General features: G+C 66.1%; 16 protein-coding genes. 3 read left to right on the plus strand and 13 right to left on the minus strand.

What is annotated here, in order from left to right; all coding sequences use genetic code 11:
- Positions 1-2: 2 nt before the first annotated feature.
- The 10 genes from AB0I66_RS24980 to AB0I66_RS25025 all read right to left on the minus strand — a co-directional run bounded on the left by AB0I66_RS24980 (position 3) and on the right by AB0I66_RS25025 (position 6,012).
- Positions 3-236: an excisionase family DNA-binding protein gene (locus AB0I66_RS24980; RefSeq protein WP_363210169.1), complete on the minus strand. Its 234-nt coding sequence runs from the start codon at positions 234-236 to the stop codon at positions 3-5.
- Positions 229-1,548: a replication initiator gene (locus AB0I66_RS24985; protein WP_363210170.1), complete on the minus strand. Its 1,320-nt coding sequence runs from the start codon at positions 1,546-1,548 to the stop codon at positions 229-231. Before AB0I66_RS24985 ends, AB0I66_RS24980 begins: the two co-directional genes overlap by 8 nt.
- Before the next feature lie 164 nt (positions 1,549-1,712).
- On the minus strand, positions 1,713-1,961 hold the full coding sequence (locus AB0I66_RS24990; protein ID WP_363210661.1) for a SpdD protein: 249 nt from the start codon (positions 1,959-1,961) through the stop codon (positions 1,713-1,715).
- A gap of 25 nt (positions 1,962-1,986) precedes the next feature.
- Positions 1,987-2,181, minus strand: coding sequence for a hypothetical protein (locus tag AB0I66_RS24995; protein ID WP_256032819.1), 195 nt, complete (start codon positions 2,179-2,181; stop codon positions 1,987-1,989).
- Positions 2,182-2,195: 14 nt separating this feature from the next.
- A complete protein-coding gene (locus AB0I66_RS25000; protein ID WP_363210171.1) occupies positions 2,196-2,387 on the minus strand; it encodes a mobile element transfer protein in 192 nt (63 codons plus the stop codon).
- A gap of 3 nt (positions 2,388-2,390) precedes the next feature.
- On the minus strand, positions 2,391-2,576 hold the full coding sequence (locus tag AB0I66_RS25005) for a hypothetical protein (RefSeq protein WP_363210172.1): 186 nt from the start codon (positions 2,574-2,576) through the stop codon (positions 2,391-2,393).
- A 16-nt stretch (positions 2,577-2,592) separates the two neighbouring features.
- Positions 2,593-3,243, minus strand: a complete 651-nt coding sequence (locus AB0I66_RS25010; protein ID WP_363210173.1) for a DUF2637 domain-containing protein — start codon at positions 3,241-3,243, stop codon at positions 2,593-2,595.
- Between the two features lie 85 nt (positions 3,244-3,328).
- Positions 3,329-4,705: an FtsK/SpoIIIE domain-containing protein gene (locus AB0I66_RS25015; RefSeq protein WP_363210174.1), complete on the minus strand. Its 1,377-nt coding sequence runs from the start codon at positions 4,703-4,705 to the stop codon at positions 3,329-3,331.
- On the minus strand, positions 4,705-5,061 hold the full coding sequence (locus AB0I66_RS25020; RefSeq protein WP_363210175.1) for a hypothetical protein: 357 nt from the start codon (positions 5,059-5,061) through the stop codon (positions 4,705-4,707). Before AB0I66_RS25020 ends, AB0I66_RS25015 begins: the two co-directional genes overlap by 1 nt.
- A gap of 165 nt (positions 5,062-5,226) precedes the next feature.
- The gene (locus tag AB0I66_RS25025) at positions 5,227-6,012 is read right to left on the minus strand and encodes a GntR family transcriptional regulator (RefSeq protein ID WP_363210176.1); all 786 of its coding nucleotides are present in this window, start codon (positions 6,010-6,012) and stop codon (positions 5,227-5,229) included.
- A 107-nt stretch (positions 6,013-6,119) separates the two neighbouring features.
- Between AB0I66_RS25025 and AB0I66_RS25030 the strand changes: the two genes are divergently transcribed.
- The 3 genes from AB0I66_RS25030 to AB0I66_RS25040 are packed head-to-tail and all read left to right on the plus strand — an operon-like array spanning position 6,120 to position 7,379.
- A complete protein-coding gene (locus AB0I66_RS25030; RefSeq protein ID WP_363210662.1) occupies positions 6,120-6,527 on the plus strand; it encodes an NUDIX hydrolase in 408 nt (135 codons plus the stop codon).
- Positions 6,528-6,573: 46 nt separating this feature from the next.
- Positions 6,574-7,005, plus strand: coding sequence for an ATP-binding protein (locus AB0I66_RS25035; protein ID WP_363210177.1), 432 nt, complete (start codon positions 6,574-6,576; stop codon positions 7,003-7,005).
- Complete coding sequence (locus AB0I66_RS25040; RefSeq protein WP_363210178.1) at positions 6,996-7,379, plus strand: hypothetical protein; 384 nt, start codon at positions 6,996-6,998, stop codon at positions 7,377-7,379. Before AB0I66_RS25035 ends, AB0I66_RS25040 begins: the two co-directional genes overlap by 10 nt.
- Positions 7,380-7,736: 357 nt before the next feature.
- Here AB0I66_RS25040 and AB0I66_RS25045 read toward each other — a convergent pair whose 3' ends face one another.
- The 3 genes from AB0I66_RS25045 to AB0I66_RS25055 form a co-directional block, all read right to left on the minus strand.
- The gene (locus AB0I66_RS25045) at positions 7,737-10,328 is read right to left on the minus strand and encodes an NB-ARC domain-containing protein (RefSeq protein WP_363210179.1); all 2,592 of its coding nucleotides are present in this window, start codon (positions 10,326-10,328) and stop codon (positions 7,737-7,739) included.
- 839 nt (positions 10,329-11,167) lie between these two features.
- Complete coding sequence (locus AB0I66_RS25050) at positions 11,168-12,277, minus strand: sulfite oxidase (RefSeq protein WP_363210180.1); 1,110 nt, start codon at positions 12,275-12,277, stop codon at positions 11,168-11,170.
- 26 nt (positions 12,278-12,303) lie between these two features.
- Positions 12,304-12,588 carry a hypothetical protein gene (locus AB0I66_RS25055; protein ID WP_363210181.1) on the minus strand — a complete coding sequence of 95 codons (285 nt, stop codon included), beginning with the start codon at positions 12,586-12,588 and terminating at the stop codon, positions 12,304-12,306.
- Positions 12,589-12,603: the final 15 nt, after the last annotated feature.

Here is a 12,603-nt window from a genome sequence, read left to right on the forward strand (position 1 = left end):
CCTCAGGCCGCTTCTGCGGGTCGGTGACGCAGCTTCGCCACGAAGGCGGGCAGAGCGTCGGCGGGAACCCTGCGCAGCCGCCCAACGGTCACCGATTCGATCTCTCCGTCCAGGACGAGCCGGAAGGCCGTCGTACGTCCGATACGCAGTCGCCGAGCTGCCTCCTCGACGGTCAGCAGCACCAAGGCGGAATCGACCGCCTCCAGGACGGCGACAGCGGAACTGGACTCAGTCACGGGTCGGTTCTCCTTCTGTTCCGAGGGCGGGTTCGAGGGTTTCGGCAAGCCAGGCTTCGGCGTCGGTGAGGCCGGTTCCGGCGTAGACCCAGTGGGCGAGGACGAGGGTCGTGTCGACCACCTCCGGATTTCCGTAGGTGGTCTCGCTGTTGGTGGCCGCTGCGGCTTGAGCTGCGCGCCATTCGGCGCGGGCCGTGCGGAGGGCTCCGAGGGTGGTCGAGTAGCGGCGGGACTTCGTCGAGAAGTGGCCGCGAAAGCCGAGCATGTGGGCCCAGGCCCGGAGCCGGAGTTCTTCCAGTTCCTTGCGGGCGCCGAGGGTCCAGGCGGTGCGGATCATGCAGCGGGCGTGGTCGCTGATGTCGAGCTGGGCCAGCTCGGCGAGGAACTTGAGGGGACGGTCCAGAGCTCCCGTGGCAGTCTCGGCGCCCTTGGTCGCGTACTTGGCGATGTACGCGGCGACAGCCCGTTCGGTCAGCTCCTGGCCGCCGTCGAAGTCGGCCGAGCGGATCGTGCGTACGTCGAGTTGGCGGCCGAAGGCGAAGGCGTGGGCGCGGCCGTCGATGACCGGGCCGTCCACGCTGGCGGCGGTGGCAGCAGCTCGGATGGCGTCCGTCAGCAGCTCGGCGGTTGCCCAGGCGGGAGGCGGAGTGTCACCGCCGTCCGGGCCGTCGATGCGGATGACCGCGTGGAAGTGGACCGCGCCGCGCTTCTGGTACTCGGCGACCTTGGCGAAGGACACACGTGCGTAGTCGCGGAAGGCGCGCTGTGTGAGTCCGGCGCGCTTGGCGACCTCCCGCCGGAGGTACGTGGAGAAGCGCCGCCAGAGCGCACCGGCGTGTGCGTTCCAAAGCACGGCCGCTTCGTAGTCGTAGGTGTCGGGGTTCAGTGGGGTGCCGAGGGCGGCGTCCTCCTGGTCGTGGACGACGCCGCAGCGGCAGGGGCGGACCGTTCGGGCCGGTCCGGTGGGACGGTTGTGGACCGGGCCGAAGCCAGGAGCCGTGAAGGTGGCGAAGACGCGCGGGTGGGCCGCGACGCGTTCGGGGACGCCCTTGCCGCCTCGCAGGCCGGAGGTGATCAGGTGGAAGGTGTCGCGGCGGTAGACCTCCGCGCAGGCCGCGCAGCGGGTCGTACGGCGGTTGTTGCAGCGGACCAAGAGGTGACCGGCCGGGAGGGCGGTCGAGTCGAGGTGGTGGAGGACGTTGCCGATCTCGCCGGTTCGGGTGTCGACGGTGTGCTCGGTGCGGTGGCCGTCGAGGCGGATCGGGTGCGTGCAGCCGCCGAGGCCGGAGAGCTGGCGTAGGAGTGCGGGCATGGTGCCGAACGCGGCCAGTTGACCGATCTCGCGGAGCGGGGGCGGGGTGGCGCGGGTGACGATGGCAGTTCTCCTTCTGGCTACGGCTAGGAGGGGCAGGGCCCCCGGGGCGGCGGATGCTTGGCGGTATCAGGGCCGCCCCGGGGGTCTGGCAGTGCTGGCGTCTAGCGGCGGCGCTGGTCGCGGAGCATCGAGCGGATGACCACGGCGCACACCGCTACGGAGATGGCCGTGACGGCGACGGCGGTCAGGAGCGCGGTCAGCACGACGCCGCCGACGAGGATGGCCGCGACCGCTCCGGTAGTGACGGATATCTGCGGCGCAGGCCGCTGCGCGGGGGCTGCCGGGTCGGCAACGGTGTGGGGGTGCGCGGGCGGCGGTGTCGGGCTGTCGGGGTACTTGGGCAGGAACACGGCGAAGTTCTCCTTACCTACTCGTCTAGTCATGTGAGCCGTTTACGACGCCCACGCCGGAGCGCGTACCGGATTCGATGGCCGGGGCCATGAAGGTGTGCGAGAGCCAGAAGCCGAACAGTGCGATCAGCACGACGATCCAGGTGCGGACGCCGAGGAACTTGACCGCTCCCCAGGCGAAGAAGCCGAGGACGACCACGAGCGGCAGGCTGACGGTCACGGAGACGGGTCCTTTCAGCGGACGGGGCAGCGGTGGGTACGGGCGGCCAGCTCGGCGGCGGCGCGACTGTCGTAGTCGGCGGAGAAGCCGCAGCGCGGGGCCGTGCAGGCGGCGGTGTGCTTCTCGCGGCCACGGCTGTCGTACGCCGTGCCGACCTGGACGGGACCGATACGGACCACGTGGCGGAAGCGCTTCTGCAGAGACATACGTCATCCCTCCTGTCGGAGGCTGGGGCCGGAGTAGTCGCGCAGGATGCGGGCCGCCTGCACGGGGTCGGCGGTGCGCTCGGCGGCCTCTTCGGCGAGGAGCCGGGCCAACGTCGGGCGGCCGGTGTCGGCCATCTCGCGGGCGGCGTCGAGGTAGTCAGCGGCGGTGTCGTAGGGGTGCTGCGGCATTGGTGAAGCCTCCTTGTCAGGTGAGACGGGCAGAGATGGCCTCGGCCATTGGTGCGGGGACCCCCAGCCGAGCGCGCAGGGTCGTGGTGTCGATGGCCGTACCGGTCCGGGTGCGGTGCTCAGCGGCGACCTTGCGGGCGTGCTCGACCAGGGCGGCCGGGACCGGGACGGCGGGCGCAGGAGCCGGAGAGGGCACGACGTCGACCGATGTCTGCGGGAGCTCCGGCACGGGATCGGGCGCGTCCTCCTGGTCGTCGATGTCCTCGGACTCTCGGCCGTCCTCCTCGATCGCCTCGTGCCAGGTCGGCGCCGAGTGGGCGAGGAGCGTCCCGCCGAGGAAGGCGACCGCAGGCCAGCCCGCGACGAGGATGCGGAGCCAGGCCGGCACATGGCCCATGTCGAGCAGTCCGGCAGTGGCGACGTTCGCGCCGAGGGAGGCCGCGAGCGCGATGACGAACCAGCACCAGCCCGCGGCTTTGGCGTCACCGGTCCGCAGTCGACGCCAGGCGGCGACGAGCAGCAGGTCGACCGAGACCGGATAGGCCCACGCTTTCCATCCGTCCTGTCCGGCCGCCGAGGCGACGTCGTGGATGTGGGCGAAGGACAGGGCGGCGGCGATGACGGCTTGGACGAGTACCGCATCGATACGGGCCAGTTGGGCGCGCATGCTGCGGCTCCTTCCGGATTCAGGCATGGCAGGGGTAGGGACGTGGCGCGAGGCGGTCACGCCGACCGGGGTGGGAGGGTGCGGGTCAGCCGGTGACCGGTCGCGGCTTCACGGCCGGGGCCGAGGACTCGACCGGCTGTACCGGCACGGAGGGCCGGAAGGACTTCAGCGCGGGCAGGTCAGGGACCTGGTCGGCCGACGCACGACAGGTCTCGGCCGCATCAGCCAGCGAGAGATACGGCGTACGGATGCGGGACCAGCCGCCCGAGGTGTCACCGGCAACGGCGAGGCCGGGCCGTTCGGCAGGGATGGCGCAGGCGGCGGAGACCGCTTCGGGGGCGATGTCGCCGAGTGCCATTTTCGCGGAGGCTTCGTCGTTCACGCGGTGGCAGACCCGCCCGGTGAGCTGGGCTCGAAGCATGGTCGCGCCCTTGCCCAGTTCGGCGCCGAAGCGCTGCCCGCACACCTCCAGGTAGATACCGGCCGCGCGGCCGAGCTGAGCGAGCCGGATGAGCTGGGTGACCATCTCGTCCCGCCGCTCTTCCTCCTTCTTCGTGGCGACGAGGAACAGTTCCGCCACCTCGTCGACGAACAGCACCACGGGTACGGGCCGTTGCTGCTCGGGAAGTCCCCAGATGTCGGAGGTGATCTCCTCGTCCGGAGTGCCCGGGGCGATCCCCTGCCGGGCCTTGATCAGGTCGTACCGGTCCTCCATCTCCTTGATGAGCACGGGCAGCAGCTCGGCGGCCTGCTCGGGGTCGGTGGCGAGTGCCGACAGTCGTGGGGCGAAGGGCGCCAGTTCCACACCGCGCTTGCAGTCGATGCCGACCAGGGCGACGGACTGCGTCGCGAGTCCGGCGACGAGGTGCCGCAGGTACATGGACTTGCCCGACAGGGTGGCGCCGAGGGAGAGGCCGTGCGGCACGGCCCGGTAGTCCCGTACGAAGGGCGTCGCGTCCTCCCGCAGCGCCACGGGCACTCGCAGGAACCCGCCCTCCGCTTTACGCGGCATGCGGACCTTGCTCAGCACGTCGTAGCCGACGAGTCGCAGGTCGACCACGCCAGGCTTGACCGTGGTGACGTAGACGGCGTGAACTCCCCAGGCGTGGCGCAGACGTTCGGCCGAAGCGGCCACGTCGGCGGGTTCCTGGCCGGGCGCGAGTCGCAGGCGGAGCCGTAAGCCGGTCGTGGTCGGACGGATGATCCCGCGACGAGGCGGTACGGGCCGGATCTCCCCACGGGTGGTGGCCTTGGTCGCCAGGACCCGCAGTCGGGACGGAGCCACCGTCAGACCGCAGGCCTCCATGACCGAGCCGTACGAGCTGAGCAGTCGGGCCGTGGATATCGGCAGGCCGACCGCAGACCAGTAAGCCCCCGGGTGCTTGGCCCGGGCGTAGGCAGCCCCGCCGCCGAGCGCGGCGACAGGACCACCCACCTCCAGAAGCGTCGTCAGGTCGGTCATCAGGCCGAGGCCTCCATGGCGGCCGGGAAGGCGGCCGGAGTGACGGCGGCGCAGCGGTAGGCGATGCCGTGCCGCTGCTGGCCGTTGAACACGCTTTCCCACGGCCGGGCCACGAGCCCCGGCAGCGAGACCGGCGCACCGAGCGCCAGCCCTTCTGACACTCCGCTCTCCGGGATGGTCACCTTGATCAGCGACGACTCCCCTTCCTCGATGTAGACGACGCCGATCGTCATGAGTGCCTCGCCGCTGTTGATGTCCTTGGCGATCTCGCCGGTCTGACGGTCGCGGACCTTGGGCTCAGGCGCCTCGGTCAGCAGGATCGTCGCGGCCGAGGTCTCCACACGGATGGTTCGCAAGATTCTTCCCATCTACTCGTCTATACAAGATGCAGCCTTCGAACCCGATCTCCGGGAACGACGACCACGTTGCCACAGAACTTGCCCACTCGTCTATACGAGTATGCCTGTTGGCGTGTACGAGTTCGAGGAGCGGACCACCGTGCGCCACGGCCGCCAAGGCCCTTACGTGGCCGGGAGTTGGTACGACAGGACGTATGCGTCCGCCGCCATGACGGTGTCGCAGACTTCGACGGCCCGACCCTCGGTGTCGTATGCGGTACGAATCAGGCTGATGACCGGCACACCGGAGGCCAACCGCAGGGTCCGCACCTCGGAGGGCGAAGGCATCCGAGCCCGGATCTCCTCCTCGAAGTGGTCAAGGTGGTGCCCCAACTCTTCAAGGCGGGCGTAGATGCCGCCGGGGCCGGGGTTGGGCTCGGCGATCTGCGTACCGCGCGCGATGTCGAGCGGCAGGAAGGAACTGGCGAACTCAACCGGCCGACCGTCGAGGAGATACCGACGCCGACGAGCGAGCACGCGCCGCACGGAGCCAAGGCGGGTGGCGATGTCCTGGCTGGCCTTCTCCTCCTTGACCTCCAGGCTGTCGACCTGCGGATGACTGCCTGCGGCATCAGCTTCGACGATGAAGGCGGACTTGCCCTGCTCACGGTGGCGCCGGGCGAAGCGGTCGGAGGCCAGACGCCGGACGGGCGGGCGGGGCCGTACGAAGACGCCCTTGCCATGCTCGGCATGGACCAGGCCCTCACCCGTGAGTACAGAGAAGGAGTTCCGAACGGTCATCCGAGAGACGCCGTAATGCTCGACAAGTTCGGCTTCGGAGGGCAGCTTCTCCCCCTCCTTGAATCGCCCACGGTCGATGGCCTCGCGCAGCTGGTCGGCGATCTGTCGAAAGACCGCACGATCGCTCGTGGGGTCGATATCGCCGAGCAGGCTCGGGAGTGACGTCACGTGTACTCCTTTAGGTATCTAGACGAGTGGGCGAGTGTTGTTGCTACGGTGGAGAGCCTAGCCATTCGGGAGGATCGAGGACCTTGAGCACTGACCGTCCGCACTCCGTGAGCGTTGCCGGAGTCATCGTCGACGACCAGGGCCGAGCCCTCCTGATCAAGCGCCGCGACAACGGCCACTGGGAGCCCCCGGGCGGCATCCTCGAACGCGAGGAAACCATCCCCGAGGCCCTGCAACGCGAAGTTCTCGAAGAGACCGGCATCAAGATCGCGCTTCCTGCGACCCTCACCGGCATCTACAAGAACATGACGGGGTTGATCGTCTCCATGGTCTTCCGCTGCGAGGCCGCCGACGGTACGCCCACTACCGGCGACGAGACCCGAGCTCTGCGCTGGGCCACCCGCGAAGAAGTCAACGAACTCGCCGACGAGGCATACGCGATCCGCGTCCTGGACGCACTCGACGCCACGTCCCCGCCGGCCATCCGCGCCCACGACGGCGTCAAACTCGTCTAGCTCGAACCCGCTGCACATGGCGGCCTACCAGCACGAAGGAACTTGTATGCACGAGTATACGAGCACTATCCGAGTCTGGGGCCTCACTTGCCCAGGTTTCCCTGAAGAGGTCAGCCGGGCCCGACGCTGGACGCGCGACATCCTCCGTGACTCGCCCCTGGCGGAGGACGCCGAACTGATCGTGAGCGAGCTGAGCGCGAACGCGATCCTGCATACGGCGAGCGGCCACCAGGCAGGCAGCTTCTCCCTGGCCGTCGAGGTATCACCGCAGATGGTCGCCCTGTCGGTCACCGACAACGGAGGCACGGGAACCGCCCCGAAGGTCGAGCACCATGACGAGGAGTCGGAACACGGCAGAGGCCTGGGCATGGTCAGCGCGATCGCACACCGGGTCGTCGTCCGCGACAGCGACAAGGGCCACACAGTCACCGCGGAGCTCTTTACGGGTGCCGGCCGAGGAGTCCAACCATGCGGATGAGCGAGCCCCGGCGGGGCTACTGGTGCGAGTGCTGGACGGAGGCCGCGGGCCACCAGGGCGGGCCGCAGCTACGAGGATCGTTCGACGCCTATTCGGCACCGCAGGCGGACAGGTGGATCGCGATCGCACTCCGCACGATCTCACCAGCCCTGGACGCCGACGCTTCGGATGAAGCCTGGGGGTGGCTGTACGCGGGACGGGTCCAGACCCGCAGAGCCCTCATGCGTATGGAGCCCTGCACGGTCACAGTGACGCATGCCGACACCCGCATAACGTGGACGATCCGCCCAGTCCTCTTCTTGCCGCTCGCCCAGCGACAGGCAGCCGAACTCCCAGCCTGCGCATACGACTTCAAGCCCCAGCAGACAGACTGAGTTACAACTTTCTCTACGGGTTCAAGGCGGCTCGCTCCGCTCCCCGCGCGCGGCCCGGCTCCCCGGGCCGCCGCTCCTGTCTCCGCCCCGCTCCGGCCCGGTCCACCAGGCCGCGCGACAAGAGCTGGCGGCCAGCTGCACTCAGAGAATGGGTACATCGTGGCTGGGGCGGTCGGCTCCACGGCTTTACGCAGCCACTTTGGGGCGAGCCTCTAAGATCATGGCCCCAACGTCGTGCTTTAACGGGCAGGTCCACAGACTGCCCGACTCGCCGGAAGCTTACGGGGCCATGATCACTCGCCCCAAAGCAGCTCCAGCCCAAAGCCGCTCCACCGACCTGGCGTTGCTGATGGATCATTAGTCCACGGAAATGGGAGAAACGAAGTTGGCACGCGGACGATCCCCTTTCCCATGCTCATCGACCTCGAAGATGACGTGTACGCCAACAGGATTGATGGAGTCCCACTCCACCCCATGTCTTTCCTGTACCGCTGCTCCCGGAAAAAACACGTCGCTAGGATAATCGGGGTGAGAAATGAACCCGTAAGTCCCGCGCCAAGCCTTAACGATCCCGCGGGTAGAAGCATCCGAGCCATCACCTTGTTTCGGTTTGGCCACATTCACCAAGTCCTCGCAAAGGCTTGATACCTCCTCACTAACTCCCGTTAGTCGGTACACTCTGCCCACCCGTCCAGGGAAGTGACGCCAAGCAACGCAGCGCTCAAAAAGCACGGCGTGGCGCTTCACGCCTTTCAGGGTACGGACCGCATCGTTCTCGAAGATTGGAGGAAAGACCCCGAGTTCACCGATCGCCCGCAGGAAGGCATTCGCACACTCCAAAAGCATCTCGGCAAGTCGCTGGTCCCACGCCCCAGCGTCCAGCTCTTTAACTCCCTGGGAGAACCCTGCCGATGCCTTATGCGCCGCTTCTACGGGCCGCCGGTCATCCTCAAGTAGCGACTCGGACCACCGACGCCAAGAGTCGACGAGGCTAGTAAGGATGATTAGCCGAAGTCTTCCTCGGCCAGTCATGTTTTCTAGGGCCCATTCAAGGTGCTCTTGAGAATCTTCGTAGTTGCGGGCCCAAAGGTTTATCTTGCCCAGAAGCTGCGCCGTGTCGGCCGTTCGGAAATACTCATGCGCAGACTTGGCCATAGGAAGTGCAGAGTCCACGTCATGACCGCGGCCAGCAAGGTGTCCAGCGAAGTAATAGTAGATGATGGCCTTGCCAGCTCCGTCAGCCTTACGCAAAGCCGATCGATAAAGGGAAGTGGCCTGGTCGATCTGATCATTCTGGGAGAGGATGAAGGCCTCAACACGGTCTACCTCCCAAAACTCGGGGTTCAGCGCCCGGGCACGCCTCAGATAACTTTGGGCGCGATCGATCGACCCGGCGCGTGATTGCGCCAGGGCCAGCCGCAATAGATGTGCTGTGGGTTCATCGTGAGCCGAACGAACCCTGACGACGTTAGGAGCGAGTTGACGCTTACTCTCGTCCGCACGACGTTGCTCCTCTGAGCGCTTGAACTCCTGTTCTCGCATCAGCGTCCCACTGATGTCAGCTTTGGGTGGCGGTGCGACTCGACGCAGAAAGTGTTGAGCCGCTTCAGTTATCTGGACTCGCGAAATCAACTCGTCGTCGGAGTCGGGCTTTTGGCTGACTAGAGAACCTGCACTCAACTCTTTAACTGCTAGGTTCAAGGCGTCAATTGGGGAATCTGTCAGGATTGCCAGTTCGTCGAATGTCGAAGATCGATCAAGAGCATAGAGAACAGACAAGATGGCTTTCGGTGTTTCACTGAGAGCATCAAATACCGACCGAACACAAAAGTCGATCAACTCATCCTGGTCAGTCAAGGTCGGGTGAGGCTCTCGCCCGGATTCGACAGAGAGTACGTACCATCGAATAGCCAAGGGGCTAAATCGCAACCGAGTCACAATCTGCTCGACAGTTTCCTGTCTGAGACTTGCCAGGAAATCGGCCCTTCCTCCGCGCACTCTAGCAAACGACCTAAACAGCGTCTGCGCATCTTTCTTTTCTAGTGGGGGGAGAGGAATTCGGCGCTCAATTTGACCCACACCGATCCTGCTCGTCATGAGATAAGTGACGTTATCGGGGAGCGTTTCATATAGCGTTACGATTTCGCTTCCACTTACCGTCTCAAGGTTATCGATGACGAGTAGCGTCTCGATGCCCTGAAGAGCCTCGGCTAGCTCCTCGGCACCGCCCTTAAAGTCATCTGCTAGCACCCTTCCGAGCGATTGAGTGGCACCAGTAATGTCACGCACCGCGCCTGCGATCTCTACGACTCCGTTGGCCGTTAGCCGCTCAGTCTTCAGAGAGGTCCAGAGAATGCACTCGTACGGAGAGTCCGGATTATCGAGGAGCGAATAGGCCACGTCAGATGCGAGGGCTGTCTTACCGATCCCGCCTTCCCCAGTGATCGTAATCATTGGCTCGCGACGACGGAGAAGATGCTTCACGATAGCATTGCATGCCTGAGACCTACCAATAAGGCCAGTGTCATCGTAATCGAAAGGGGGAAGGTTATGGAGAATTCGGTCCGAGTAGCGTCGCTCTGAGCCGTTGAACGCCGGCTCCCACTCCGGCTCGGCTCCCAGCCTGTCCAAGGTGTCGCGCATGGTTGGCCAGAAGCGACTTTTGAATTCTCGACATACACTTATCGCCCCTTCGGCATCACCGGCCTGTAGTGGCCGACCATGCATGACGCGGTTACGGACAGGTACCAGCGTGTCCATTCTCGGCGTGCCATGCCGAAGCTCTCGGGCTAGCTCCACGGGGAGCGCTTCCCGATGACGATTGAGAATGTCGTACGCCTCACGCATGTCGAGGTACTCAACAATGGAGAGTTCATCGTCACTCGCATCGGCATAACGGCGCTCAGCTGCGCGTTGGTAGCTGTCACCCAAAGCCTCACTCTCACTCATGTGGTCGAGAATGAACCGTAGGATCATTTGCCGTACGTCAGATTCGAACGAGTCCACGAGTACGTAGAGCCGTGCGCGCGTCATGCGAGTGTGAAGCAAGTGGCCCCCTCCGCCGCCCTGTCCACCCAGATTATGTGACGGATGACACCATGTCAGGCAGTCGTCGCAGTAACCTTCGGAACCTGCCCCGATTGACGACAGCAAGGGCATGGCTGACGCCGCTGGGAGCACTGTGAGGCGCATGCTCACCATGCCGACGACACGAACGTACGGTTCTCGACCAAGACACGAGGGCAGTCACGTCTACGTGAGCGATGACCACAAGCAGGAGCTACACGACCTCGTCAGCCACTTGGGCACCGATATACGCGATACCCACTACCGACCTGCGTACGACGCAGCCGCGAACGTCTGTTCCGGAATCTTTGCTGCGATCCCGGTAGACCTCCACGACGTCTCACACAAGGCGCCCACAGCTGGATACGCAGTCGCGCAGCACGATTTGGAGAAGGGCAAGTCTGACTCCCACGTTCGAGCGCGATCCGAGATCATCGAGTGAGATGCCGTGCCGTGGACCGTCTCAGTCTCCGTCTCATTCAACCCCATTCATTGACGTTCAGACGAGACGTGTCGCAGTCCTGACGGTAGGTGTCAGCCGCCCACGAACGCAGGTGAACGGCCCCGTTCAGAGCCCCAAGGACCACCACCACAGTTGGAAAGCGTGTTGGGGGCAACCCCTCACGAGTTCGAATCTCGTATCCTCCGCCAGTGCCTCACCGGGCACGAGGTTGATGGGCCCCACTGTTCGCAGTGGGGCCCTTCGACGTTTCCGGGGGCCCTCAATGGCAGAGGACCGGGACGCGTTGTGTGGCGTTGTTTCCGAAGCCGCCTCTGTTCCAGGGGGGTTTGAGGGGCTGGGTGTGGCCGGTGGTGTCGGAGGCGCGGACGGTCAGGGTGTGGTGGCCGGGGGTCGCGGTCCAGGTGGTGTGCCAGGGCTGCCAGGCCCAGCGGTGCGGGCCGGGCGGGGTCACCTCGGCGTCCGTCCAGGTGTGGCCGTCGTCCGTGCTCAGCTCGACCCGCGTGACGGGGCCCTGTCCGGACCACGCGCGTCCCCGCAGAAGCACCGGGCCGCTCTGCACCACACGTACCCGTGACATGAAGTCCGGGAAGCCCGGCGGGATCAGCAGGGCGCGCGGGGCGATCCGCGTGACGGGCTCACCGGGGTCCTCCGGAGACTGCCGGTAGCGGTACGCCACCGCCTGTTGGAAGCCGGTGAAGGGGGTGTCGACCAGCTCGATGGAGCGAAGCCATTTGACGTTCCCCATGCCGTACCAGCCGGGAACCACGAGACGCAGCGGGTGGCCGTGCTGGGGCGGGATCGGGGCCCCGTTCATCTCGTACGCGAGCAGCACGTCCGCGTCCACCGGGAGCGGCAGGCTGCGCCGGTAGTCCTGCTCCACGCCGCGCTCGACGCCGTGGTCCGCGCCCGTGAACACCGCCTCGACCGCGTCGGCGTCGACCCCTGCCCCGGACAGCACGGTCCGCAGCGGTACGCCCGTCCAGTCCGCCGTGCCCACCGCCTCCACCAGCCAGGGCTGGCTCACCGGGCGCGGCATCAGTCCGGCGCGGCCGTTGCCCGCGCACTCCATCGTGACCCGGTGCGTGACGGACGGCAGTCGCCGCAGTTCCGCGAGGCCGAGGCTGAGGGGGTCACTGACCCGCCCGCCTACGGAGAGCCGCCATTCGTTCGCGTCCGCCTCGGGGACGTACGGGATGTCGTAGTGGACCAGTACGTAGTGCAGGCCCGGCGGTGTGAGGTCGTGGCGCAACGCCTCAAGCGGCAGCCCGTGATTGCGTGCCGCGAGCGCCAGTTCTTCCTCGCTGATGCCCTCACCGGCCGCGGCGACGCGTCCCGGTGTGCTGACATCGCCCAGGGGTGCCGGCTCCATCGAAGTCCGCTCCACGGTGGCCTCGCTCAGGCTCCGGGGATCCAGTGGTTGTAGATCGTGGACACCTCGGACTTGCCTCCGCTGACCGGCCAGCCGAGGCCGGCCGCCACCGGCATCATCTTGTCGCCGAACGCGTTCATGTGCTCCTCGGACTCCCAGACGTCGTAGATGTCGATGCCGTCCTGGCCCGCCACGCACACGTGGGCGATACAGCCGTCGAAGATCTCGGGTGTCTCCTGGAGCTTCGCGTTGAGGGTGTCGTACTGGTCCGTGGTGATTCCCGGGACGGCAGCGTGCATGAAGATCGGCATGACTACTGCTCCTTG

Source organism: Streptomyces sp. NPDC050439 (genome assembly GCF_040655335.1).
Taxonomy (GTDB): Bacteria; Actinomycetota; Actinomycetes; order Streptomycetales; family Streptomycetaceae; genus Streptomyces.

Coding starts and splice junctions, on each gene's coding strand:
- AB0I66_RS24985 (WP_363210170.1), bottom strand. CDS start 1,548: ATGCCCGCACTCCTACGCCAGCTCTCCGGCCTCGGCGGCTGCACGCAC.
- AB0I66_RS25000 (WP_363210171.1), bottom strand. CDS start 2,387: ATGTCTCTGCAGAAGCGCTTCCGCCACGTGGTCCGTATCGGTCCCGTC.
- AB0I66_RS25005 (WP_363210172.1), bottom strand. CDS start 2,576: ATGCCGCAGCACCCCTACGACACCGCCGCTGACTACCTCGACGCCGCC.
- AB0I66_RS25010 (WP_363210173.1), bottom strand. CDS start 3,243: ATGCGCGCCCAACTGGCCCGTATCGATGCGGTACTCGTCCAAGCCGTC.
- AB0I66_RS25015 (WP_363210174.1), bottom strand. CDS start 4,705: ATGACCGACCTGACGACGCTTCTGGAGGTGGGTGGTCCTGTCGCCGCG.
- AB0I66_RS25035 (WP_363210177.1), top strand. CDS start 6,574: ATGCACGAGTATACGAGCACTATCCGAGTCTGGGGCCTCACTTGCCCA.
- AB0I66_RS25040 (WP_363210178.1), top strand. CDS start 6,996: ATGCGGATGAGCGAGCCCCGGCGGGGCTACTGGTGCGAGTGCTGGACG.
- AB0I66_RS25045 (WP_363210179.1), bottom strand. CDS start 10,328: ATGAGTGAGAGTGAGGCTTTGGGTGACAGCTACCAACGCGCAGCTGAG.
- AB0I66_RS25050 (WP_363210180.1), bottom strand. CDS start 12,277: ATGGAGCCGGCACCCCTGGGCGATGTCAGCACACCGGGACGCGTCGCC.
- AB0I66_RS25055 (WP_363210181.1), bottom strand. CDS start 12,588: ATGCCGATCTTCATGCACGCTGCCGTCCCGGGAATCACCACGGACCAG.